This window comes from Micromonospora sp. NPDC049523 (assembly GCF_040676775.1).
In the GTDB taxonomy this organism is placed as follows: domain Bacteria; phylum Actinomycetota; class Actinomycetes; order Mycobacteriales; family Micromonosporaceae; genus Micromonospora_G.
This window is the reverse complement of sequence record NZ_JBFAPP010000007.1, coordinates 367,384-389,658: the sequence shown is the minus strand read 5'-3', so window position 1 is coordinate 389,658 and position 22,275 is coordinate 367,384. Positions and strand designations below refer to the sequence as shown.

The 22,275-nt window shown below is 70.7% G+C and carries 21 protein-coding genes and 1 pseudogene; 11 read left to right on the top strand and 11 right to left on the bottom strand.

The window, feature by feature from the left end; genetic code table 11:
• Positions 1–103 precede the first annotated feature (103 nt).
• Positions 104–1,858, bottom strand: coding sequence for a M28 family peptidase (locus AB0J90_RS13980; RefSeq protein ID WP_363595661.1), 1,755 nt, complete (start codon positions 1,856–1,858; stop codon positions 104–106).
• A 374-nt stretch (positions 1,859–2,232) separates the two neighbouring features.
• Positions 2,233–3,183, bottom strand: coding sequence for a LysR family transcriptional regulator (locus AB0J90_RS13975; RefSeq protein ID WP_363595659.1), 951 nt, complete (start codon positions 3,181–3,183; stop codon positions 2,233–2,235).
• Positions 3,184–3,311: 128 nt separating this feature from the next.
• Here AB0J90_RS13975 and AB0J90_RS13970 point away from each other — a divergent pair, with 128 nt between their 5' ends.
• Positions 3,312–4,607 carry an MFS transporter gene (locus AB0J90_RS13970; protein WP_363595657.1) on the top strand — a complete coding sequence of 432 codons (1,296 nt, stop codon included), beginning with the start codon at positions 3,312–3,314 and terminating at the stop codon, positions 4,605–4,607.
• On the opposite strand, the gene AB0J90_RS13965 is transcribed toward AB0J90_RS13970, so the two are convergent.
• On the bottom strand, positions 4,541–5,095 hold the full coding sequence (locus AB0J90_RS13965; RefSeq protein ID WP_363595655.1) for a GNAT family N-acetyltransferase: 555 nt from the start codon (positions 5,093–5,095) through the stop codon (positions 4,541–4,543). The two genes, AB0J90_RS13970 and AB0J90_RS13965, sit on opposite strands and share 67 nt — an antisense overlap.
• A 429-nt stretch (positions 5,096–5,524) precedes the next feature.
• On the opposite strand from AB0J90_RS13965, the gene zwf reads away from it, so the two are divergent.
• Together zwf and AB0J90_RS13955 are read left to right on the top strand one after the other, a co-directional pair.
• The gene (gene zwf, locus AB0J90_RS13960; RefSeq protein WP_363595653.1) at positions 5,525–7,027 is read left to right on the top strand and encodes a glucose-6-phosphate dehydrogenase; all 1,503 of its coding nucleotides are present in this window, start codon (positions 5,525–5,527) and stop codon (positions 7,025–7,027) included.
• Positions 7,028–7,193: 166 nt separating this feature from the next.
• A complete protein-coding gene (locus AB0J90_RS13955) occupies positions 7,194–7,628 on the top strand; it encodes a helix-turn-helix domain-containing protein (RefSeq protein ID WP_363595651.1) in 435 nt (144 codons plus the stop codon).
• A 68-nt stretch (positions 7,629–7,696) separates the two neighbouring features.
• Here the strand turns inward: AB0J90_RS13955 and AB0J90_RS13950 are convergent, their stop codons facing one another.
• A complete protein-coding gene (locus AB0J90_RS13950; RefSeq protein ID WP_363595649.1) occupies positions 7,697–7,885 on the bottom strand; it encodes a hypothetical protein in 189 nt (62 codons plus the stop codon).
• Between the two features lie 53 nt (positions 7,886–7,938).
• On the opposite strand from AB0J90_RS13950, the gene AB0J90_RS13945 reads away from it, so the two are divergent.
• From AB0J90_RS13945 to AB0J90_RS13935, 3 genes and pseudogenes are all read left to right on the top strand, one after another.
• Positions 7,939–8,967, top strand: a complete 1,029-nt coding sequence (locus AB0J90_RS13945) for an RNA polymerase subunit sigma-70 (RefSeq protein ID WP_363595647.1) — start codon at positions 7,939–7,941, stop codon at positions 8,965–8,967.
• Between the two features lie 95 nt (positions 8,968–9,062).
• The gene (locus tag AB0J90_RS13940) at positions 9,063–9,518 is read left to right on the top strand and encodes a DUF6069 family protein (RefSeq protein ID WP_363595645.1); all 456 of its coding nucleotides are present in this window, start codon (positions 9,063–9,065) and stop codon (positions 9,516–9,518) included.
• Between the two features lie 75 nt (positions 9,519–9,593).
• Positions 9,594–9,875, top strand: a pseudogene (locus tag AB0J90_RS13935) (aldo/keto reductase); the annotation flags it as partial.
• Positions 9,876–9,962: 87 nt separating this feature from the next.
• Here AB0J90_RS13935 and AB0J90_RS13930 read toward each other — a convergent pair.
• From AB0J90_RS13930 to AB0J90_RS13910, 5 genes are all read right to left on the bottom strand, one after another.
• The gene (locus tag AB0J90_RS13930) at positions 9,963–10,658 is read right to left on the bottom strand and encodes a biliverdin-producing heme oxygenase (RefSeq protein WP_363595643.1); all 696 of its coding nucleotides are present in this window, start codon (positions 10,656–10,658) and stop codon (positions 9,963–9,965) included.
• Entirely contained in the window at positions 10,658–11,506 is an 849-nt protein-coding gene (locus AB0J90_RS13925; protein ID WP_363595641.1) for a heme ABC transporter ATP-binding protein, read from the bottom strand. The genes AB0J90_RS13930 and AB0J90_RS13925 overlap by 1 nt, the downstream gene beginning before the upstream one ends.
• Positions 11,503–12,519 carry an iron ABC transporter permease gene (locus tag AB0J90_RS13920; RefSeq protein WP_363595639.1) on the bottom strand — a complete coding sequence of 339 codons (1,017 nt, stop codon included), beginning with the start codon at positions 12,517–12,519 and terminating at the stop codon, positions 11,503–11,505. The genes AB0J90_RS13925 and AB0J90_RS13920 overlap by 4 nt, the downstream gene beginning before the upstream one ends.
• Positions 12,520–12,608: 89 nt before the next feature.
• A complete protein-coding gene (locus AB0J90_RS13915) occupies positions 12,609–13,643 on the bottom strand; it encodes an ABC transporter substrate-binding protein (protein WP_363595638.1) in 1,035 nt (344 codons plus the stop codon).
• Positions 13,640–14,488: a hypothetical protein gene (locus AB0J90_RS13910; RefSeq protein WP_363595637.1), complete on the bottom strand. Its 849-nt coding sequence runs from the start codon at positions 14,486–14,488 to the stop codon at positions 13,640–13,642. Before AB0J90_RS13910 ends, AB0J90_RS13915 begins: the two co-directional genes overlap by 4 nt.
• Before the next feature lie 215 nt (positions 14,489–14,703).
• Between AB0J90_RS13910 and AB0J90_RS13905 the strand changes: the two genes are divergently transcribed.
• The 3 genes from AB0J90_RS13905 to AB0J90_RS13895 all read left to right on the top strand — a co-directional run bounded on the left by AB0J90_RS13905 (position 14,704) and on the right by AB0J90_RS13895 (position 18,241).
• Positions 14,704–16,224 (top strand): HtaA domain-containing protein, encoded by a 1,521-nt coding sequence (locus AB0J90_RS13905; RefSeq protein WP_363595635.1) that lies wholly within the window; start codon positions 14,704–14,706, stop codon positions 16,222–16,224.
• Between the two features lie 71 nt (positions 16,225–16,295).
• Positions 16,296–17,351 carry a DUF916 domain-containing protein gene (locus AB0J90_RS13900; RefSeq protein ID WP_363595633.1) on the top strand — a complete coding sequence of 352 codons (1,056 nt, stop codon included), beginning with the start codon at positions 16,296–16,298 and terminating at the stop codon, positions 17,349–17,351.
• Entirely contained in the window at positions 17,348–18,241 is an 894-nt protein-coding gene (locus tag AB0J90_RS13895) for a hypothetical protein (RefSeq protein ID WP_363595631.1), read from the top strand. Before AB0J90_RS13900 ends, AB0J90_RS13895 begins: the two co-directional genes overlap by 4 nt.
• Before the next feature lie 41 nt (positions 18,242–18,282).
• Here the strand turns inward: AB0J90_RS13895 and AB0J90_RS13890 are convergent, their stop codons facing one another.
• A complete protein-coding gene (locus AB0J90_RS13890) occupies positions 18,283–18,738 on the bottom strand; it encodes a DUF6069 family protein (protein WP_363595629.1) in 456 nt (151 codons plus the stop codon).
• 176 nt (positions 18,739–18,914) lie between these two features.
• Between AB0J90_RS13890 and AB0J90_RS13885 the strand changes: the two genes are divergently transcribed.
• Both AB0J90_RS13885 and AB0J90_RS13880 read left to right on the top strand, forming a co-directional pair.
• Complete coding sequence (locus tag AB0J90_RS13885) at positions 18,915–19,277, top strand: YciI family protein (RefSeq protein WP_363595627.1); 363 nt, start codon at positions 18,915–18,917, stop codon at positions 19,275–19,277.
• Positions 19,274–20,515: a sigma-70 family RNA polymerase sigma factor gene (locus tag AB0J90_RS13880; RefSeq protein WP_363595625.1), complete on the top strand. Its 1,242-nt coding sequence runs from the start codon at positions 19,274–19,276 to the stop codon at positions 20,513–20,515. The genes AB0J90_RS13885 and AB0J90_RS13880 overlap by 4 nt, the downstream gene beginning before the upstream one ends.
• 118 nt (positions 20,516–20,633) lie before the next feature.
• Here the strand turns inward: AB0J90_RS13880 and AB0J90_RS13875 are convergent, their stop codons facing one another.
• The gene (locus AB0J90_RS13875; RefSeq protein WP_363595623.1) at positions 20,634–21,971 is read right to left on the bottom strand and encodes a glycoside hydrolase family 43 protein; all 1,338 of its coding nucleotides are present in this window, start codon (positions 21,969–21,971) and stop codon (positions 20,634–20,636) included.
• Between the last annotated feature and the right edge of the window lie 304 nt (positions 21,972–22,275).

The window sequence follows — 22,275 nt, the reverse complement described above, 5'->3', positions numbered from 1 at the left end:
TGCACCCGCCACCCCCCCCCGGCGGGCCCCCGCGGCGCCCCGGGCCCGGGGGGGGGGGCGGGGGGGGGGGGGCCGGCCCGCGCCCCCCCCCACCCCGGGCAGGTCAGCTCGCCTGCAACGTCACGTCGTCGACGACGAAGCTGGTCTGCAGGGAGGAGTCCTCGGTGCCGGTGAACCTCAGGGTGACGGTCTGGCCGGCGTACGCGCCCGCGTTGAACGTCCTGAGCTGGTAACCGGCGGCCTTGTTCAGGTTCGAGTACGTCGCCAGCGTGGTGCTGCCCACCTGCACGGTGAGCCGGTCGTACGCGGTGGACGTGGTGGTCTCGGCCGTGTCGATGTGCAGGTAGAAGGAGAGCGTGTACGTCGAGCACCCGGCCGGCACGGTCACCGACTGGGTCAGCGTCTCGGTACGGGTGGTGCCGTTGCCACCGAGCCATGCCTTGTACGAGCCGCCGTGCGCCGGCTGGCTGGCCGAGTTGGTGATCACTCCGGTGGTGGCGGTCCACGGGGTGGTGCCGCTCTCGAAGCCGCTGTTGCCGACGACCTGCCCTCCGCTGCAACTGCCGCCACCGGTCACGGTGACGGTGTACGTGGCAGTGCGGGTGACCGAGCCGGTCGCGGTGACCGTGATGGTGTGCGTACCCGTGGTCGCACTGGCCGAGGCGGCGACGGTCATGGTGGCGGACGCGCCGGAGGTGAGCGACGACGGGCTGAACGACACCGTGACGCCCGAGGGCGCGCCCGTGGCGGACAGGCTGATCGTCTGCGCGCTACCGGCGGTGGTGGCGGTCGAAACGGTGGTGGTGGTCGAGCTGCCCCGAGCGACGCTGCCGGAGGTCGGGCCGACCGCGACCGAGAAGTCGTTGGTCGGGGTGCCGGTGCCGGTGGCGAGCTGCCAGATCGCGTACGCGACGCCGTCCGCGCTGCGGTTGAGGACGGTGGCGCTGACGTTGCTGGTGGTGTCGCAGGCGCGGTGGTAGCAGGGGTCGTACGCCGATCCCGACGTGCCGCCCCACTTGCTGGCCTGCGCGGCGGTCTTGCGGGCGCTGGCGCCAGCCGCGTATCCCGAGGTGGGGATGCCGCCCTGCTGGAACGAGTAGTCGTCGGAGCGGCCCTGCCCCTCGACGTTCTCCTCCGGCTGGAGCCCGAGCGAGTCCCAGTACGCCTTCAGCGGAGCCGCGGTGGTCGAGGTGATCCGGTTGATGAAGTACCCGCCGTTGGTCGAGCCGACCATGTCGAAGTTGTAGTACCCCTTGATGTAGCCCCGCTGCGTGGCGGTGAGCGAGCGGACGTAGAAGTCGGAGCCGTTGAGTCCCTGCTCCTCGTCGGTCCACCAGGCGAACCGGACCCGCTTGGTCATGGTCGGGTTCTGCTGGGCCAGTACCAGTGCGTTCTCCAGCAGCGACGCCGAGCCGGTGGCGTTGTCGTTGATTCCCGGGCCGGCCGAGACACCGTCGAGGTGGGAACCGAACATGACCACCTGGTCGGCCGGGCCGCCCGGCCACTCGGCGATGAGATTGTTCGACGGGTAGGTGCAGTCCGTGCAGCGCTGTTCGGTGACCGTGTAGCCGGCGGACTGGAGCCGGCTCTTCACGTAGGCGACCGACGCGGTGTAACCGGCCGAGCCGGCCCGCCGGTTGCCCCCGTTGGAGGTGGCGATGCTGTTGAACTGTGTCAGGTGCGCCTGGACGTTGGTCACGGAGATGTCCGGTGCTGCCGCGAGGGAGGCGGCGGGCGGGGCGATCGCGGACGTACCGGCCACGGACGGCGACGCCGACACCGGCTGGGCCGTGAGCGTCACCGTCATCCCGGTGAAGACAGCGAGCGCGACGCCCGTTATCAGCGTTTTGCGTCTCATGAAGACTCCTCGGTGGGGGTCGGCGGACGGTCCACCCGGTGGGGCCGGACTACTCCGTCGGTTCGGTCGGGGACAGGGGGTGCCGCGGCTCCGGTGGGTGTCGCGGCGGCCACCGCAGGAGACACTTGCATGCGTCGATGTATTAGGTCAACGGCCATCCGGTGGGATCCGCGCCGCGACAACGGCGGCATCGTCGTGACACGCACCGTCGCGGCCGGGACACCTGTACGGGGCAACGCCCGGCCCCACCGACCGGTGGGCCAACACCGCTGGTCGCAGCCCCGATGATGGCACTACGACCCGCCCCGGGTCGAACACCTCGCAGGCCCTCATCCTGCCGAACAGAGGAGGAATGAGGTATGGAGGCGGAGCCACTACGACATCGGAGCCGGATGGTGCGCCCACCTCGGCGTCCACACCTCCCCGTCGGGTGTGTCCACGCGACGGGAACCCAGGTGGTCGCGGAGTTTGCCGAGCGCGGGATGCGGGTTGTCGTCGCGCCAGATAAGTGACATCGGGTATACCGGCGCCGGATCGCGCACCGGTATGCGCCGCAGGTCGTAGCTGTCCGGCCACAGGTATCGCGTGCGTTCGCCGGCCAGCGTCGCCAGTTCAGGGGAGTCGGAGATCTCGGCCAGCAGTGCCTCGTTTCCGAAAACCGGCCCGACCCGGTCGATGGTGAGGCCGAACGCGTCGGCGAGTTCGTCGTAGTAGGCGCCCCATTCGGTACCGGCGGCCATGCCGGGCATCCAGATGCGGTGGCCGACGAGTTGTGCGGGCGTGACGGCGTGGGCGTTGGCGAGCGCATGGAGTGGCCCGACGAGGATCTCGTGGTGCTCGTCGATCACGCGGGCGGTCCTGATCCCGGCTGGCAGTTGGCGCGCGGGAACGGTGACGGCGTGGAAGGTCGCGTCGATCGTTCCCGCCTCGACGGCGGCGGTCGCGGCATGGACGTCGGCGTCGAGGGTCACGACATCCAGCTCGATCTGCGGATGCGTACGGTGGAAGTCCTGCAGCAGCACAGCCGGCGCGGTCCGGCGACTGTGGACGTCGACGCGGAGGGCACGCCGACCGGGGCGTACGGATGCGTCGGCGCGTGCTTCCATCCGGAGTAGTTCCCGGGCATGGGGCAGGAACGCCTGGCCGTCGATCGTGAGTTGGGCGCCGCGAGCCGTGCGGGTGAACAGCCGTACCTCCAGATCCTTCTCCAGTGCGGCGATGCGCTTGGACACGGCCTGCTGGGTGATCGACAGGGCCACGGCCGCGTCCTGGAACTGGCCCGCGTCCACGGCGGCGACGAAGGTACGGACGGCATCGAGATCCACGGAGCACACCCTAGCGTCACAACCAATGGTTGTGGCTCGCCGCCGTTGCAGTTGTTTGATCTGCTGATCTCGCCCTTGCTTTGATCACCGCGATCAACGGTGAGTTGTTCAAGCGGGAGGTGCGGACATTGGCCAGACGGTCCCTGGGTCGGCAGTTCGGCTGGTTGTGGGCGGCGTACGCGGTCAGTGCCTATGGCTCCGGGCTGGGGTTCGGTGCGTTGCCGCTGATCGCCGTGCTGGTGTTGGATGCCAGCCCGGCCCAGGTCTCCGCGCTGGCCGCGGTGGGGCCGGCAGTGGGTGCGCTGATCGCGTTGCCGCTCGGGCCGTGGGTGGAGTTCCGCCGCAAGCGACCGGTGATGATCGCCATGGACCTGGCGCGGTTCGCGGCCATGATGACGATCCCGGTCGCGTACGCCCTCGGCCGGCTCGGTTTCGTGCAGTTGCTGGTCGTCTCGATCGTGCTTGGCACGGCCAAGATCGCCTTCGGTGCGGCCAGCGGCGCCTACCTCAAGTCACTCGTCCGGCCGGACGACCTGCTCGTGGCCAACGCGAGGTTCGAGTCGACGACCTGGAGTTCCATCGCGGTCGGGCCACCGTTGGGCGGCGCGGCGGTCGGCCTGTTCGGGCCGGTCGTCACCGTCCTGGCCGACGCGCTCAGCTACCTGCTCTCCGCGCTGGGCATCACGGCGATTCGCGGTCGGGAGGAGCACCAGCGGCGAACCGACAAGCGCCCGGTCCGGACCGGCGATCTGCTCGACGGGTGGCGGTATCTCCTGGCCCATCCCGGCCTGCGGGCGCTGTACCTCAACCAGTTGCTCGTCGCCGGACTGATCATGGCCAGTGAGCCGCTGCTGGCCGTGCTGCTGCTTGGCGACCTCGGCTTCCCACCCTGGCAGTACGGCCTTGCCTTCGCCGCCCCCTGCGTCGGCGGACTCATCGGCTCACGCCTGGCCCCTCGTGTCGTGGCCCGGTACGGCAAACCCCGGATCCTTCGTACCGTCGGCACGTTGCGTGCGGTCTGGCTGATCGGCCTCGCCTTCGTCCAGCCGGGTGTCGCCGGTTTCGTGACGGTGATCGTGGTCGAACTCGCGATCATCATCAGCATGAGCCTGTACAACCCGGTGCTCGCCACCTGTCGACTGGAACACACCCCCAAGGAGCGCATCGCCCGCACCCTGTCGGCCTGGTCGATCGGCAGCAGCGCCGCCATCGCCATCCTCAGCGCGCTCGGCGGACTACTCGCCGAAGCCACCAGCCCACGTACGGCCCTCACGGTCCTGGGACTGCTCAGCCTCACCAGCCCGCTGCTGCTGCCCCGGGCGGTCGAACTGGCCCGCACCTTCCACGACGCCGCAGGTCAGAGGGACTTGTGGTACACCACGAAGTCGCACGATGTGGCGAGGAACGGCAGCAGCTCGGGATAGGCCTCGTCGAGGCGGCTCTTGCGTACCTCGCGGTAGCCCATGCGGGTGTACCAGTCGCGCAGGAATTCCTTGTCCGGATGTCTCCAGGTCTGCGGGACGAGCAGTTCGAGTTGCATCCGGGGAAGGGCGCGCTCCCGCGCCCAGCGCTCGGCGAACGCGACCAGTTCCCGGCCGATGCCGAGGCCACGATGCTGCGGGCTCGCGGTCAGCATGCCGAACTCGCCCTCGCCGGTGGCGAGACGGTGGACGCGGGCGGTGCCGACGAGGAGGCCGCCCATCCTGGCCACGGCGAGTTCGCCGGCACGGATCAGGGCCGTCACCTCGGCCGGGCCGGTACGGTTGGCGCCGTCGAGCCACAACCCCTTCTCGGCGTCGGCGTACACCTGGTTGATCAGGTCGACGACCGTGGCGACGAAGTCGCCGTCATCGGCCTCGGCCGCGAGTGCGATCGAGACGTCCAGCTTCGGCGCCGTGTCAGCTTCCCGCATCGCCACTCTTCCCTGTCTGTGGTCCGGGCCGGGTTCCGGCGGCGTGACCCGTTCCCACCGGCCCGAACAGCGAGCGACAACGCTACTACGTCGACCTGGTCGTGCACCGCCTGTGGCCCGTACGGCGGGGTTTGTATGGTGTCGAAAGTGACCTCCGACACTGGGGGAAGGAGCTCCGCGGCCACCACGTTCAGCGGAATGTGGCCCGGCCAGGGTGTTTCCGATGCGCGACCGACCCTGTCCGGCGGGCACCCCGGACAGGCTGGCAAGCTTGCTGTATGGGGGACGGCAAGAGTGGTACGACTGGCATCGCCCCTACGCCGATGACCGTCGCCACAGCCGTCGACGGCGTGTTCGGCAACGCCTCTCAGCGACACTCAGACACTCGCGCGGGTCGACCGGCACCGCGCGATTGGAGGACACAGGACCATGGACAACGCCCCTCAGATCACGTCTGAGCGCAACGCCCCACCGGCAACCCTGGTGATCTTCGGCGCCTCGGGTGACCTCACCCGCCGCAAGCTGATCCCCGCGGTGGCGAGCCTCGCCCGGCACCACCGGCTGCCGCGCGAGTTTGCCCTGGTCGGTGTCGCGCGTACGGCGATGAGTGACGAGCAGTTCGCCGACTCCGCCCTCAACGGCCACGGCCTGCGTGACTACCCGCAACTCGAGGGCGGAATCAGGTACGTCTCCGGCGGCTACGACGATCCGGACACGTACAAGCGCCTCGCCGAGACGCTCGACCAGCTCGACGCCGAGCGCGGCACCGCCGGAAACCGCCTGTTCTACCTGTCGACTCCCGCCGAGGCGTTCGAGCCCGTCATCCACGGCCTCGCCGGTGCCGGGCTCAACCGCGCCCGGGAGGGCTCGTTCGCCCGGCTGGTGATCGAGAAGCCGTACGGTCGCGACCTCGCCACCGCCCGCGAACTCGACGCGATCGTGCACTCAAGCTTCGACGAGCCGCAGGTGTTCCGGATCGACCACTACCTGGGCAAGGACACCGTCCAGAACGTGATCGCGCTGCGTTTCGCGAACTCGATCTTCCAGCCGATCTGGGACCGTAGCTGGGTCGACCACGTACAGATCACGGTCGCCGAGACGCTCGGCGTGGGCACCCGCGGCGGCTTCTACGAGAGCGCCGGGGCGATGCGCGACATCGTGCAGAACCACGTGCTCCAGGTCCTCGCGCTCTCGCTGATGGAGCCGCCGGCCTCGTTCGACGCGGAAGGACTGCGCAACGAGAAGGTGAAGCTCCTCCAGGCGATCCGGCTGCCCACCGACCGGACCATCGCCGACCTGGCCGTTCGCGGTCAGTACACCCGAGGCGGCACCCGGGACGACCTGATGGCCGGTTACCGCGACGAGCCCGGCGTCGACCCGCTGTCGCGCACCGAGACGTACGCGGCGATGCGGCTCAACGTCGACAACTGGCGCTGGGCCGGGGTGCCGTTCTACGTGCGTACCGGCAAGCGGCTGCCGGCCCGGGTCACCGAGGTGGCGTTGCAGTTCCAGCGGCCCCCGCACCTGCCGATCCCGACCGACCAGCTCACCGAACTGGACGCCGACGCGCTGATCCTGCGCATCCAGCCCAACGAGGGCATCTCGCTGCGCTTCGGCGCGAAGGTACCCGGCCACTCGTTCCGGGTACGCACGGCGAGCATGGACTTCTCGTACGACAAGACGTTCCGTGAGGAGTCCCCGGAGGCGTACGAGCGGCTGCTGCTCGACGCGCTGCTGGGCGACCCGACGCTGTTCATCCGTACCGACGAGGTCGAGCAGTGCTGGCGGATCGTCGACCCGATCATCGAACACTGGGCCAAGGACTCGTCCCCGATCCCCACGTACGAGGCTGCCTCCTGGGGTCCGACCGACGCCGAGCGCCTGATCGGCCGCAGCGGTCGCAGGTGGCGCAACGATGTCGGCGACTTCTGACACCGGCTCGGCATGAGGTGGGCGGGGGAGCGGGTGTCCGCCCCCGCCCCACCCACGAAGTCGGCAGTGCGCGGACCCGTGTCGCTGCTGCTTGACGGGGCACCCGGCGCAAAGGGGGTAAACACAGGGACCCCCTTCGCGGCGGGTGCCCTGTCTAGCCTGGGGTATGGACAACCGAAGCGAGGTCCGGGCGTTCCTCGGCTCGCGCCGGGCGAGGCTCAGCCCGGAGCAGGCAGGTATCCCCGCGTACGGCAACCGCAGGGTCGTGGGGTTGCGCCGCGGTGAGGTCGCCGCGCTGGCCGGAGTCAGCGTGGAGTACTACACCCGCCTGGAGCGCGGCAACCTCGCAGGCGCCTCCGAGAGTGTCCTGGACGCCGTCGCCCGCGCGTTGCAGCTCGACGACACCGAGACCGCGCACCTGCACCACCTGGCCCGTGCCGCCGGCCTGGAGTCGATGACCGGTGTGCCCGCGTTTCTGCGTAACCACCGCTTCGACATCCTGGCCGCGAACCCGCTGGGCATGGCGCTCTACGCACCCATGTTCGCGACGAGCGCGACGCTGCCGACGAACTCGATGCGGTTCGTCCGGCGACGGCCTTGAACTGCTCGTGACCTGGGCTGCGGCCCAGGAGCATGTCATGGCCCGTGGCACGCAATGACGTGCCGTGGTCAGCGGGTGAGCAGGCCGACGCGGCGTAGCCAGGCCTCGACGGCGGGCTCGGCGTCGGCGACTTCCTCTCCGCGCACGGCCAGGCCCTCGCCGATCGCGTACGTGGTGACCGGGTGGTGAGCCTTCCAACCCGCCGTGAACAAGGCCTCACGCCCGGATGCGCGGCGGGCCTGGTGATGAGTTTCCACGCCCGCACCCGTCATACGTACGACGGGACACGACGGGACGGAAGGATGGCGTGATGAGTGCGGACACACGGCTGGAGGAGCTGGGCGTGAGCGGTCTGGGCGTGAGCGGGCTCGGCGTCAGCGGGCTGGGCGAGGTCGACGAGCCGGCGTTCTCGGGGCTGGCGGAGCGGCACCGGCGGGAGCTGCACGTGCACTGCTACCGGATACTCGGGTCGTTCGAGGATGCCGAGGACACCGTGCAGGAGACGTTGTTCCGTGCCTGGCGGCGGCGGGAGACCTTCGAGGGGCGGTCGACGTTCCGGGCCTGGCTGTACCGGATCGCCACCAACGCCTGCCTGGACCTGCTCGCCAAGCGCCGCCCGGAGCCGGCGACCGGCGGCGAGGTGCTGTGGCTACAGCCCTACCCGGACCGGCTGCTCGACGAGCTGCCCGCGGGCGACGACGACGAGCCGGAGACCGCCACCGTCGCGCGGGAGACGATCGAGCTGGCGTACCTGGTGGCAGTCCAGCACCTCGCGCCGCGCCCGCGGGCCGTGCTGATCCTGCGGGACGTGCTCGGCTGGCCGGCGAAGGACGTCGCGGAACTGCTCGGGGACTCCGTCAACTCGGTGAACAGCGCACTGCAGCGGGCCCGCGCCGGCATGCGGGAGCACCTGCCCGCCGAGCGGCAGGACTGGACCGGCGGCGAGGAGGACGCCGGGACGCGCGAGCTGGTGCGCCGCTTCACCGACGCCAGCGTGGCCAAGGACGTCAACGGGCTCGCCGCACTGCTGCGGGACGACGTCCGTTGCTCGATGCCGCCCACGCCGGGCCTGTGCGTCGGCCGCGACACGGTGGTGAACGACTGGATCGCGGACGGCTTCGAGGACCTGGGACACCTGCGCGCCGTCCCCACGGCCGTGAACCGGCAGCCCGCCGTCGCCTTCTACCTCTGGCGGGAGGAGGAGGGCGCGTACCTGCCGCTGACGATCGACGCCCTGCGCGTCACCGGCGGCGCGATCACCGAGATCATCACGTTCCACGACGACCAGTTCCCCGGGCTCGGGCTGCCGGAGCGCCTGCCGGCGTACGGCACGGAGTAATCCCGGTCCGGACGCTCACCCTGCGCGGTGGCGGGCGTGTCGCGGAGGCCGCTCCAAAATTCCGTACGCCAGTTACCGGATCGTGGAGGAACGACATGAACAGCACGGATGACGCCGGGGTCGTCGCAGGCCCGGCATCGGGCCGGACCACCCGGACCCATCGACTTCGCGGGCTTGCCGGCACCGGCTCGATCGCCACGCTCGCGGCGGTGGTGGCCACCACCCTCGCCGGTGCGCTCGCCCAGGCCGTTGGCGTCGACTTCGAGGTCCCGGATGGTGGCGAGACGATCCCGTTGTCCGGGTTCGCCGTGGTGACCGGCTTCTTCTCGGTCGTGGGCGTCGTCATCGCCGCCGCCCTGCTTCGTTGGAGCGCTCGCCCCGCCGAGCGATTCGTGTGGACGGCAGCGACGCTGACCGTGGTCTCGTTGGTCCCGCCCCTTCTCTGCGGGGCAAACACCGCCACCACCATCGCCCTCCTCGGGCTACACCTCGTCCCTGCGACGGTGATGATCCCCACCCTGGCGCGAAGCCTCCGCACCCGGACGCATTGACGATCCCGCAACGGGACGACGCGCGGCGCAAGGGCGTGCGCGAGCGCACCACCGTCGCGGGCCTCCCAGCGCAAGCTCGACGCCGCTGACGCCCTGGCCAAGCTTGCCGCCGAGGCCGGGACAACCCTGATCGAGATGGCCATCGCGTTCGTCCTGCGCCATCCGGCTGTGACCGCCGCGATCATCGGGCCGCGCACCATGGACCACCTGGAGTCCCAGCTTGCTGCTGCCGAGGTCGTGCTCGGCGACGACGTGCTGGACCGGATCGACGAGATCGTGCCGCCCGGCCTCACCCTCAACCCGGCCGACAACGGCTGGGTGAGCCCGTCCCTGCTGCCGACCGCCCGCCGCCGCTGACCCCCACGGTGACCGGCCAGCAGCCGGTCACCGTGGGACCAGGGCGGGGTCGGCCGGCCGATGGTCGAGTTCGACGCCGACCGCGACTCAGATCGGGTTGACCGTCCCAACTGCGGGGGACGCGGGATGGGCGGCGCCGAGCTGCTGGAACATCGCCCGGTTGAGTTCGAAGGCGATCACCGCTTCGGCGGCCGTCCGTTCGGCCTCGGCCGCGTCCAGCGCGAGCGCGTCCAGCCGGTCGCGGTACTCCCGCTTGAACCTGCCCCGGCTCGGGATGCCATCGAACTGGTAGAACCGGGTGCCGTCGTCCGTGGTGAAGTCGTAGGTGCGGCGTACCGCGGCGGCGACGAACGCGCCGCCGGAGAGATCGCCCAGGTAACGGGTGTAGTGGTGGGCGATGAACCCGGCTGGCCAGGTGAAGCAGACCTCGCGCAACCGGTCACGGTAGGCATCGGTGGCGGTGCCGGGCGCGATCTGCTCCCGCCACTGCGGGCCGAGCAGGAACGCGAGGTCTTCGGCCAGCCAGGGGAGTCGGGTCAGCTCGTCGGCCACGAACGGGCCGGCCACCGGGTCGTCACGCATCGCCTCGGCGGCCTGTTCGAGGGTCTCGTAGAGGAAGTAGTGCTGGGCGACCAGGGCGGTGTAACCCGCGCGCGGGATCTGGCCGGCGATCAGCGCGGTGATGTACGGGGTCGACTCGGCGGCACGGTGGGCCGCGTCGGTTGCCGTACGGAGTCGGGCGGCGAGACCGTTCGCCTCGGCCAGGACCGGTGTGTCGTTCATCATTCGTCCTCGTTGGATCGGATCGGCAGCACCAGCGGGGTTCCGGTGCGGGGATGGGGGAAGATCTCGATTTCGTGCCGGTACGCCGTACTGAGACGATCCGCGGTCAGCACCTCTTCCGGGGGCCCGTCGGCGACCAGCCGGCCAGCGGAGAGCAGGGCGATCCGATCGGCGTACGCGGACGCCAGCCCCAGGTCGTGCAGCACGGCTACCACCGTGTGCCCGGCTCGGGCCCGAGCCCTGGCGACCCTCAGCACCAGTTCCTGGTGGTGCAGGTCGAGGGCGGCGGTGGGCTCGTCGAGCAGCAGGATCGAGGTGCGTTGGGCGAGTACGCGGGCAAGTGCCACCCGCGCCTGTTCGCCGCCGGACAGGGCAGGGAAGGGACGGCCGCCGAGGTCTTCGATCTCGGTGAGCCGCATCGCCTCGGCGATCGCGTCGTCGTCCTGTGCCTGTTCGGGTCGACCGGCCCACGGGGCCCGGCCCATGGCCACGACCTCGCCCGCGGTGAACGGGAAGGCCAGTGTCGTACGCTGCGGCAGCATCGCCCGTCGGCGTGCGAGCTGGCCGGGTGTCCACGTGGACAGCGCCGATCCCTGTAGCCGGATCTGTCCGCCGGCCACCCGGAGGTCACCGCAGAGCGCGGCAAGCAGGGTGGACTTGCCGGCGCCGTTGGGGCCGACGAGGGTGAGCAGTTCGCCGGCCCGGACGTCCATGCTCACCTCCCGCAGGACGAGCCGGTCACCGAGCCGGACCCGTAGGTCACGTACCTCGACGGGGAGCGCTCCGGCGGCGGGCGCCGGCCGCGTCCGCGGCTCCTTGCCCGGCCTCCCGGCCGTCGACGGGATCACGCCCAGCCTCCGGCGCGGCTGCGGGTACGGCGGAGCAGCCAGAAGAAGCAGGGCCCGCCGACGACCGCGGTCAGCACGCCCAGCGGTAGCTCCTGGTAGTCGACGAGGGTCCGGGCGGCCAGGTCCGCGGCGACCACGATGATCGCCCCACCGAGTGCGCTCGCGGGGATCAGCACCCGGTGTCCGGGGCCGGTGACGAGCCGGATCAGGTGCGGCACCACCAGGCCGACGAAGCTGATGATTCCGGTGAAGGCGACCGCGGAGGCGGCGAGCAGTGCGGTGACCGTGATCATCACGATCCGCAGTCGTTCTACCGGGACGCCGAGGTGCTGGGCCGGTCGCTCGCCGAGCGCGAGCAGGTCCAGTCGGCCGGCGGCGGCCAGTGCGGCGCCGATCCCGACCACCGCGCAGGGCAGGGTTACCGCGACACTGCCCCAGGTGGCCTGGGCGAGGCTGCCGAGTTGCCAGAACGCGATCGCCCGGACCGCGTCGGCGTCACCGAAGAACATCAGCAGGCCGAGTACGGCACCGGCGACCGCGTTGACCGCGATTCCGGTCAGCACGAGGGTGACCACTTCGGTGCGGCCGTCGGCGCGGGACATCGCGTACACCAGCAGGGTGGTCAGTAGACCGGTGACGAACGCCGCCGCGGCGACGGTCCAGCCACCGAGGGTGGAGATGCCGGTGACGATGGTGGCGGCGGCGCCGACCGCCGCGCCGGAGGAGACGCCGATGACGCCGGGCTCGGCGAGGGGATTGCCGAAGACGCCCTGCATGAGCGCGCCGGCGCAGCCGAGCGACGCGCCGACCACGACGGCGAGGCTGACCCGGGGGAATCGGACCACCCAGAGCGCGTTCTCGCCCTGTACGGCGCCGGGCAGCGGACCGATGGGCAGGCCGAGCCGGTGCAGGACGGAGCCGAGCACCTCGGCCGGTGACACGTGCACCTGGCCGGTGCCGGCCGCGACCAGACAGATCAGCACGAGCCCGACGGTCAGCGCGGCGAGGAGCATCCCGTCACGGTGCCGTGTGCCGGCTGGTCCGGCCGGTCCGTGTCCGGGGGTACGGAACCGCGACGGTGGCGCGGTGACAGGTTCCGCGCTCACGGTCGGGTGCCTTCGCAGTCGTAGACCGCCTTGGCCAGTGCGCTGATGGCGAGGCCGGTGCGAGCGCCGAAGTTGAGCAGGATCCCGTCGTCCATGTCGACGACGCGCCGGTTGCGCCCGGCCGGGGTCTGCGCCACGCCCGGCATCGCGAGCAGCCCGTCGACACCCTTGACCGATTCGAGGCCCTCGGTCATCACCAGGATCACGTCCGGGGCGGCGTTGATCAGGCCTTCGCTGGTCAGCGGGCGGAATTTCTCCAGTCCGATCTCGGTGCCGGCGTCGACCGCGCCGATCGCCCGGATCATCTCGTCCGAGCCGGCGCCCTTGCCGCCCATCAGGTACACCCCCGCGGTGCCCCGCAGGTAGAGGAAGGCGATGCGTGGCGGTGCACCCTCCGGCGCGCTGCGCCGGGCCGCCGCGATGTCTGCGTCGACCCGGCCGACCAGCGCCTCTCCGGCGGCAGGGACGCCCAGCGCCGCGGCGATTGCCCGGATGTGCCGGGGCACCGCGGTCAGTGTCTGTTCGTCGTCGATCAGCACCACCGGGATGCCGGAGCGGCGGAGCTGGTTGAGCACCTCCGGTGGCCCGATGCTGTCGTCGGCGATCACCACGGTGGGGTCGAGCCGGAGGATCGCCTCACCGGAGAGGTCGTGTCCGGCCGGGGTGACCCGTGGCAGGTGGGCCGCGGCGGCGAAGGTGGTGGCGGTGTCCCGTCCCACGACCCGGTCGCCGAGGCCGAGGCTGAAGACGATTTCGGCGATCGAGCCGTAGAGGTTGACCGGCAGGATCCGGCTGGTGTCGGTCACCGTCACGCTCGTACCGTCTGCGCTGGTCACGGTGGCCGGCAGGGTGGCCGGCGGTTTGCTCGTCACCGGGACCACGTCGGTCGACTCGACCCGTGCGGTCGACGGGCCGCACCCGGCGGCCGGGTCGCGGTCGGCCTCGGCGGTGGTGCCGGCGCAGCCGGCGAGGGCGAGGACGGCAAGCAGGGTGAGGGCGGCGCCGTGGGTGGGGCGGGGTCGTCGGATCATGCGGCACCGCGCCGGTTGCGGCGCCGGAGCAGGAGTACGCCGACGAGCGCGGCCACGACGAGCGCCAGCGCACCGGTCCACAGGCGACCGGTGGAGCTGCTCTCGCTGACCCGGGTCACTTCGATCGGGCCGGCTGCGGCGGTCCCGCCACCGGGTCCGTCGACCGGACCGGTCACCGCTGTGCCGGTGACCGGCGTGGCGGCGGCGCTCGATGTGCCGGGCGATCCCGGTGCGCTGGTGGTGGGCCGGGTGTCGGGGCGGCTGGTGGCGCCTCCGGTACGCGAGGGTGCCGGTCCGGTGGTCGCGCCGGTGACCGGGGCGGGTGGCGTAGCGAAGCTCACCGGGACGAGTACGTCCTGCGTACGGTCGCTGGTGCGGGTGTGGTCGCTGCGGGTGGCCACCACGCACCTGCGTACGGTGCAGTCGATGTCGCCGATCTTCGCGCTGACCTTGATCTGGACCCGGAACGTGCCGTTCGCGCCGTAGGGGATGGCCAGTCCCTCGCCGTACGAGGGTGGGTTGGACGAAATCCACTGGGAAGCGCCCGAGCTGCCGCTGGTGTCCGCGCCGCCACCGCACGGCGACGGGAGCACGCCCTTGCCGTTGTCGACGCAGTACGCGACGTAGATCCCCTTGTTGATGTCGTAGCCGGAGCCGGAGACGGTGATCGTCTCCCCGGCCCGGTTGATGCCGGCCGTCTTGCCGACCGTGAGGCGTTGTCCGTTCGGGCCCTGACCGACGGTGTCGGCGGAGGCCACCGAGGGGGACAACACGCCGGCCGCGACCGCGCTGAGCAGGAGGACCGTGCCGGTGAGGCGGCGGGGCAGCCCTGGACGAGTGGACATTGGGATTACTCCGGTTGGTTGACGACTGAACAATAAGGGTTGCCTAACCTAAGACCGGATGCAGTCGAAGGACAAGCGTCTGACCGGCTCGTTTCTTGTGGATCAACAGCGTCGACCTGTTGTCCGGGTGCCGGGTTGACCGCAACTTAGCCTAGGCTAACCTAAGTTGCTCTTGGGGGAAGGTGTTCCCCCGGTCTTCTCGGAAAGGAAGCAGGATGGGCAAACTGAACGCCGGCAACGCCCGGCGTACGTCGCTGCGATGGACGGCCGCGGTCGTCCTCGGTGCCGCCGCCTCGATCGTCGCGGTGGCGCCCGTGGCGGCGGCCCCGGTGGGCGTCACCGCTGGTGACCTCGACTGGGGATTCAAGGCCTCGTTCCGTAACTACGTGTCCACCGGTAACGGCAATCCGCCGATCGCGGTAGCCGACGGTGCCACCCGCAACGCGGACGGCACCTTCAGGTTTGCCGCCCTCGACGGCTCGTACGACCCGGCGACCGGGGCGGCAACCGTCCACTACGGCGGCACGGTGGTGCTGTCGTACCCGGCTCACTTCTTCAAGATCACCATGGCCAACCCCACGGTGGTACTGACCGGGGAAACGGGATCGCTGCTCGCCGACGTCGACCTCGAGGTCAGCGGTGGCGGATTCGAACCGGTGTCGGTCGACCAGGCCGCAATCGCGACCCTGGACGCCTCCGCCGGCCCGCAGTCCTCCGGCACGACGGTGACCTGGACCAACCTGGCCACGACCATGACCGAGATCGGGGCGTCGGCGTTCGCCGGCTTCTACGGTGCCGGCACGGTCCTGGACCCGGCGACGTTCAGCTTCACCTCCGCCGGGGCACCCGCGGCGCCGGCCGTGTCGGTCACCCCGTCGACCGGCATCGACCCGGAAGAGGGGACCGTCACCGTCACCGGCTCGGGCTTCGACCCCGACGGTGCCGGCGGCAACGGCGTCTACGTCGCCTTCGGACCGAAGAACGACACCGACTACTGGGTCAACGCCCGGCGCTACAAGTCGGTGAAGTGGGTGAACAAGAACGTCACCACCCCGAGCGCGGGACAGGACAAGTTGAACGGCGACGGAACCTTCAGCACCACGCTGTCGGTCGCCGCGCAGTACACCGACGGCAGCGGTAACGCCGTCGACTGCACCTCGGTGCAGTGCTACATCCTGACCTTCGCCGCCCACGGCTCGTCCGACCGCAGCCAGGACACCTTCACCCCGGTCAGCTTCGCCAGCACCCCCGGGGCCGGCGGCAGCGCCGAGCAGGAGATCACCGCGCAGGTCCGCCAGACCGGCGCGCTGATCCTGACCTCGGCCGGATCGGCCGTCGCCCTCGGCGCGGTCGACCCCGGTGGTACGGCGACCGGCAACCTCAACAAGGTCACCGTCACCGACCAGCGGGGCACCAACGCCGGCTGGAGCCTGATCGGCCAGGTGGAGAACTTCACCAGTGCCGCCGGTGGTGTGATCGCCGCCGACAACCTCGGCTGGACGCCGAACGCGTCGGTGGTGAACGACGGGCTGGTCGGCACACCGGGTGTGGTCACGCCGGGTGCGGTGGCCATTCCCGGTGCGGGCACAGGTCTGGGCACCGCCCGGGCTCTGTGCACCTCGGCTGCCGGTGCGAGCGCCGGACGGTTCGAGTGCGGGGCACGGCTCGACCTCGGTGTACCGGCGTCAACCTCGCCGGGCGACTACACCGCGACCCTGACCGTCACCCTGTCCTAACCCCTTACGGCAGCGGCGTCCGATCCGTGGATCGGACGCCGCTGCCGCCGCCCCCTCCCGCGGAGCTGCACATGATCCACCGATCGCTGGCGGCGCTGGCCGCGGCCCTGATCGCCGTCCTGTCCGCGTCGCCCGGCCACGCCGCCCCGGCGGCGTCACCCGCTGCCGACATCACCTGGGCGGTGCAACCCTCCAGCCCTTCCGGACCCACCGGGCGCAGCTACTTCGCCTACGACGCCAGCCCCGGACAGCGCATCGACGACCATGTCGCGATCACCAACCTCGGCACCACACCGCTGACACTCACCGTGTACGCCACCGACGCGTTCACCACCATCGACGGCGGATTCGGGCTGCTGCCGGCGAGCCAACGGCCGACCGGTCCGGGGGCCTGGACGAGCCTCGGGACGCGTACCCGGACGGTCCCGGCCGGCCAGCGGGCGGTCATCCCGTTCCGTCTCGACGTACCCGCCAATGCCACACCGGGCGACCACACCGGTGGCCTGGTCGCCTCGGTGACCGGGGTGGGCACCGACGACAGCGGGCAGCGGGTCAACCTTGACCGGCGGGCCGCCGCCCGCATCTACCTCCGGGTGGCCGGGCCACTGCACCCGTCGCTGCAGGTCGAGACGCTACGGGTGACACACCACAACCCGCTGAACCCGTTCGGGGGCGGCACCACGACGGTCCGCTACCAACTTCGCAACAACGGCAACGTACGGATCGGCGGCACCGGTCAGGTCACCGTCAGCGGCCCGCTCGGCTGGTCACTGGCCCGTACCGGCACCCTCGAACTGCCCGAACTGCTACCCGGATCGGCGATCGAGGTACGGGAGCGGGTCACCGGACTGCCGGCGGCGGGTCGGCTGACCGTGGCGGTGCTGGTCGAACCCTCCACGATGGACGTACCGCTGCCTCGGGTGACCCGTACCAGCGGTGTCTGGGCCCCACCGTGGCTACTGGTCGCGGCGCTGGCGCTGCTCTGCGTGGTGGCGGTGGTCCGACGCATCCGGCGCCGCCCGACCCGCCGTACCCCCGTCTCCGCGGCACCGGCTCCGGACGTCCCGGACACCGTCCCCGCGGCATCCGGCGTCGGGCCTGTAGTGCCCGCCGACGGGCGGCCGTGACCGTGGCCGGCGCCCCCGCCCTGATGCTCGCGACCACGGTGCTGGCCACCACCGTGCTGGCGCCCGCGACCCCCACCGCGTCTCCGACCGGGTCGATGCCCATGATCAGCATCGACCGGGACCGGGCGGCACTCGGCGATCGGATCATGGTCCGGCTCAGCGGCTGGCCGGCCGGCACTGCCGCGCTGGAGATCTGCGGCAACGGCGGCCGGCGCGGGTCGGCGGACTGCGCCGTGCACGACTCGGTGCAGACGTACGTCTCGACGTCAGGGACGGCAACCACCACGCTCACGGTGACCGCACCCCCGGTCGGCTGCCCGTGCGTCGTCCGGGTGACCACCCTGAACGGCAACCTCGGCGGCACGGTACCTGTGGTCGTCGCCGGGGCCACCGCCCCGACCGTGCCACCGGAATTCGTGGACTCGCCGCCGGGCACCGCCACGCTGGAGATCACCCGGGTCGCCGTGACCGGGCAATGGTCCTGGTCGGCCCTGTTCGGAGGCCCGGCGAAACGTCTCCTGCTCGTCGACGTACGCAACAACGGTGCCGTACCCGTGGTCGATCCCTCGGTCACGGTGACGCTCGGCCGGGGTGCCGAACCGACCGGGTTCGTGCCCCCGCCCCTGCTCGCCACCCTGAACCCGGGCGAGCAGCGGACCGTACGCCTACCGGTGGCCATCGGCGCACCCGCCCTCGGCCGCTACACCGTCCGGGGTGAGGCGGGCGGACCGGAGCGGCCGGCCCGGTTCAGCGCCACCGTCGTGACCTACCCGTGGGGACTGGTCGGCATCGCCGCCGCACTCGTCGTCGGGTTCGCCCTGACCGAGTTGCGCCGCTCGCGCCGGCCCGCCGGCCGACCCCGGCTGGGGGCCGAGGTCGGCCGGGAATGATCCACCCCGGTCGGCTTCCCGAGAACCGGGGTGCCGGTCGGTCAGCGTGCGACGGGCCGGCCGGGGAGGCGGTCGAGTCGGCGGGTGACGATCGGGATGACGATCAGCGCGGCGACGACGTGCGACAGGGCGAGCATCACCTTGGTCGAGGTCGCGGTGGCTCCGGCGAGGTACGGCCCCGCCATCGACACCACCGTCAGCGCGATCGTCGTCCACAGGTAGGTACGGGCGGGGCGGCGGGCGTACCGGGCGAGTCCGACCGCGAGGATCGTGCCCCAGAACACGGAGATCACCGTGCCCATGGCGAACATGCCGACGTTGACCGGCTCGGCGACCGTGGCCCCGGCGCTTCCCGCCACCATCGGCACCCCCACCGCGCGGGCGGCGAGGCCGAAGATCTCCGTCGCGACGGCTGCGGCCAGTCCGGCCAGCGCGCTGACCTGCCACACCGGCCGGGTGGTGAGGATGTTGTCGGCCCGGATCGTGATCGTGTTCATTGCGGCTCCCGTTGTCTCGCTGTCTGGTGCTCTTGCCAGGGAGACGAATCAATGCCGTCCGGTTCGACAGATCCGGCCGAGATATTTTTCCGGTAAGCATGTCGAGGGCGGTGCGCCGGCTCCGTTTACCAGGTGACAGCGCCGGCAAGGTGCGCGAACCGGAAGGAACAACCCTGATGAAGTACCTGCTGATGATCTACGGCAACCAGGAGAAGTGGGACTCGATCCTGGCCGAGAATTGGCCCGAGGAGATCGCCAAGCAGGACGCGTTCAACCGGAAGTACCGGGAGACCGGCGAACTGCTCGGCGCGTACGGGCTGGCCGACGCCGCGGCGGCCCGGCTGGTACGGCGTACGGACGGCGTCCCGGCGGTCACCGACGGACCGTACCTGGAGACGAAGGAGTACATCGCCAGCTTCTACCTGCTCGACTGCGAGAACGAGCAGCGGGCGTACGAGATCGCCGCGGAGATGCCGTGGGCGCACATCGAGCCGGTCGAGGTGTGGCCGATTCTGCACGAGGCGCCCGCCAGCCTGTGAACGTCGACCGGGGAGTCGAGGACCTGCTGCGCGAGTTGGCGCCGCAGGTCCTCGGCGCGCTGGTCCGCCGGTACGGGCAGTTCGACACGTGCGAGGACGCGACCCAGGAGGCACTGCTGCGGGCCGCGATGCGCTGGCCCGCCGAGGGCGTGCCGGACAATCCTCGCGCCTGGTTGACCACCGTCGCCACCCATCGCCTCCTCGACGAGGTGCGCAGCCAGCAGTCGCGGCGGCGGCGCGAGGAGACGATCTTCGCCACCACGCCGCAGTCGGAACTGCTCGGGCGGCCCGCGGACGCCGACCCGGGTACCGACCGCGACGACTCACTCACCCTGCTCTTCCTGTGCTGCCACCCGGCGCTGTCACCGCCCAGCCAGATTGCGCTGACCCTGCGGGCGGTCGGCGGCCTCAGCACCGCCCAGATCGCCGCGGCGTTCCTGGTCCCCGAGGCGACCATGGCGCAACGCATCAGCCGGGCCAAGCAGAGCATCAGGACCAGCGGTACGTCGTTCACCCCGCCGGAGGGACCGGAGCGGGCCGAGCGGCTGCGTGCCGTACTGCACGTCCTGTACCTGCTCTTCAACGAGGGCTACACCGCCTCCACCGGACCGGACCTCACCGCACCCCGGTTGTCCGACGAGGCGATCCGGCTCACCACCTGGCTGCGACGGTTACTCCCGCACGACGCTGAGGTGACCGGGCTGCTGGCCCTGATGCTGCTCACCGAGGCGCGCCGGCCCGCCCGTACGGCACCCGACGGTGCCCTGGTGCCGCTCGCCGAGCAGGACCGCGGCAACTGGGACCGGAAACTGATCACCGAAGGGCTCGACCTCGTCACGGAGGCGCTGGGCCGGGGGCAGCTCGGCCCGTACCAGGTGCAGGCCGCGATCGCGGCCGTCCACGACGAGGCCGAGCACCTCGACGCCACCGACTGGCCCCAGGTGCTCGGCCTGTACGAGCTGCTGGAAAAGCTCGCACCAGGCCCGATGGTCACGCTCAACCGTGCGGTCGCGGTCGCCATGGTCCACGGCCCGTCGGCGGGACTGCTCCTGCTGGAAGCGCTGGGCACCGACAACCGGATGGCACGTCACCACCGATTCCTCGCCACCCGCGCCCACCTGCGCGAGATGGCCGGTGACCGGACCGCCGCCGCGACCGACTACCGGGAGGCCGCCCGCCGTGCGACCAGCCTCCCGGAGCGCCGCCATCTCACCGGCCGCGCGGCCCGCCTCGGCTGACGGCCCGGCCGGTCAGCCGAAGCGCCACCGGGTGACGATGTCTCGGGCACGGAGGAGCAGACGGGGGCGGCTGAGCGACGATGATGACATGCGAGGCTCCGGAAACGTCTGGGGGCGACTACGGGGTGACGCGGAAGGTGGCGTCCTGACGGTCGGTCGCGCTCGACGAGGCGGTCAGCGGGTCGATGCGCAGCAGGAATCCGGAGTGCCTCAGGTAGTGCGTCGGGTAGTTGTACGAACGGAACGACGACCACGCGGCGTCGGCCAGCCCGGCGGTCCGGTAGAAGGTGGCGTCGCCCCGGAACGCGGCGGAGTTGTCGTCGGGGTCCAGCCGTACCGCGAGGTTGCTGTGCCGCAGGTAGCGGGTCGGGTTGTTCACCGACTGGAAGGAGACACCGGCGGCGTCGGCGAGACCGGGGACCGTACGCCACATCTGGTCCTGGTACGGGTCGAACGGGTACGGGTCGACGCGCCCGACGTAGTTGGCGTGCCGTACGTAGTTGTCCGGGAAGTTGGAGGACTTCAGCCGTACCCAGGTGGGCGTGCCCCACCGGGCGATCAGCCCGCTGTACTCGGTGCCGGTGATACCGAGGATCGAGCCGTGTTTGGCGTTCATCGGCGGGGTGTAGTCGCGTTGGCTCAGCACGGTCCACGCGTTGGCGCCGACGTTGGTCGAGGACCACGCGTAGTAGTCGTTGTTGACGGGACCGAACGAGTCGCCCCACAGCCGCCACCCGCTGCCCTCGTTGTTCTTGACCAGCAGCGGGGCCTCCATCGCGGTGCCCTGCCGGAGCCGGCTGGTGTAGGTGGTGTAGCTGTTCGGGGCGCCGGTGGCGGACCTTGCCCCGTAGAGATAGCCGTCCGCGAGGTTCTTGTAGTACAGGTAGGTGGTCGCCCCGTCCACGACGATGTCACCGTCGAGCACCCCGGAGCCCGGGTCGAAGTAGACCTGGGGGGTGCTGACCGTACGGAAGTCCGTGGTGTAGTTGACCATGAACACGTCGCGGCCGTTGTTCGCGGAGTAGACGATGCCGTACTGGCCACGGGAGGCGTCCCAGAACGCGGTCGGTGCCCAGGTGTGGGTGTTCAGCGTGTGCATGCGGATCCGGCGATAACCGGTGAAGCTGGTCAGGTTCGTCGAGTCCCACACGTGCAGGTACTGGTTGTTCTGGCCGAAGTCGGTGCCGTTGAGGTCCGTGGCCAGGACGACGAAGGTCCCGTCCTGCTTGCGGAAGACGAAGGGGTCACGCAGGCCCAGCGTGCCCGCCGTCGGCGTGACCACCGGGGTGTTCTGGTTCAGCGGTGTCCAGTTGAGGCCGTCCGGACTGACCGCCAGGTGCAGGCCGTAGTTGGCCGCCTGCATCTGCGGCGACTCCGTGAAGTACGCCATCACGTAGGCGGTGTTGGCGGCCATCGCGGCCGCCGGGGCGCTCACCACGACGACCGCGGTGGCCATCGTGGACAGGACGGAGAGGACTGCGAGTGTTCGTCGACGCAGGGACACGATGGTCGGCCTTCCCACTGGGCAGATGGGGATGGCAGCAGCGGTCCCGGCTGCATGTGGTGCGTGTTAGCGCTAACAGACGCCTGGTCGACACCTCTGGGATTTGCGACGACGGAGGTGCTGCTCCGGCGAGGTTGTTTTGATATGCAGGTACAAGAGTGGGATCTGTGCTGCCCGGCGGTTCGGGATGTTGGTTAACATCCTGTTGCCGGAAAGTGTTAGCGATAACACGGGAGGTGTCAAGCCCTCGACGGTC

Coding starts and splice junctions, on each gene's coding strand:
- AB0J90_RS13980 (WP_363595661.1), bottom strand. CDS start 1,858: ATGAGACGCAAAACGCTGATAACGGGCGTCGCGCTCGCTGTCTTCACC.
- AB0J90_RS13965 (WP_363595655.1), bottom strand. CDS start 5,095: ATGCGGGAAGCTGACACGGCGCCGAAGCTGGACGTCTCGATCGCACTC.
- zwf (WP_363595653.1), top strand. CDS start 5,525: ATGGACAACGCCCCTCAGATCACGTCTGAGCGCAACGCCCCACCGGCA.
- AB0J90_RS13955 (WP_363595651.1), top strand. CDS start 7,194: ATGGACAACCGAAGCGAGGTCCGGGCGTTCCTCGGCTCGCGCCGGGCG.
- AB0J90_RS13945 (WP_363595647.1), top strand. CDS start 7,939: ATGAGTGCGGACACACGGCTGGAGGAGCTGGGCGTGAGCGGTCTGGGC.
- AB0J90_RS13940 (WP_363595645.1), top strand. CDS start 9,063: ATGAACAGCACGGATGACGCCGGGGTCGTCGCAGGCCCGGCATCGGGC.
- AB0J90_RS13930 (WP_363595643.1), bottom strand. CDS start 10,658: ATGAACGACACACCGGTCCTGGCCGAGGCGAACGGTCTCGCCGCCCGA.
- AB0J90_RS13920 (WP_363595639.1), bottom strand. CDS start 12,519: ATGCTCCTCGCCGCGCTGACCGTCGGGCTCGTGCTGATCTGTCTGGTC.
- AB0J90_RS13915 (WP_363595638.1), bottom strand. CDS start 13,643: ATGATCCGACGACCCCGCCCCACCCACGGCGCCGCCCTCACCCTGCTT.
- AB0J90_RS13910 (WP_363595637.1), bottom strand. CDS start 14,488: ATGTCCACTCGTCCAGGGCTGCCCCGCCGCCTCACCGGCACGGTCCTC.
- AB0J90_RS13905 (WP_363595635.1), top strand. CDS start 14,704: ATGGGCAAACTGAACGCCGGCAACGCCCGGCGTACGTCGCTGCGATGG.
- AB0J90_RS13900 (WP_363595633.1), top strand. CDS start 16,296: ATGATCCACCGATCGCTGGCGGCGCTGGCCGCGGCCCTGATCGCCGTC.
- AB0J90_RS13890 (WP_363595629.1), bottom strand. CDS start 18,738: ATGAACACGATCACGATCCGGGCCGACAACATCCTCACCACCCGGCCG.
- AB0J90_RS13885 (WP_363595627.1), top strand. CDS start 18,915: ATGAAGTACCTGCTGATGATCTACGGCAACCAGGAGAAGTGGGACTCG.
- AB0J90_RS13875 (WP_363595623.1), bottom strand. CDS start 21,971: ATGGCCACCGCGGTCGTCGTGGTGAGCGCCCCGGCGGCCGCGATGGCC.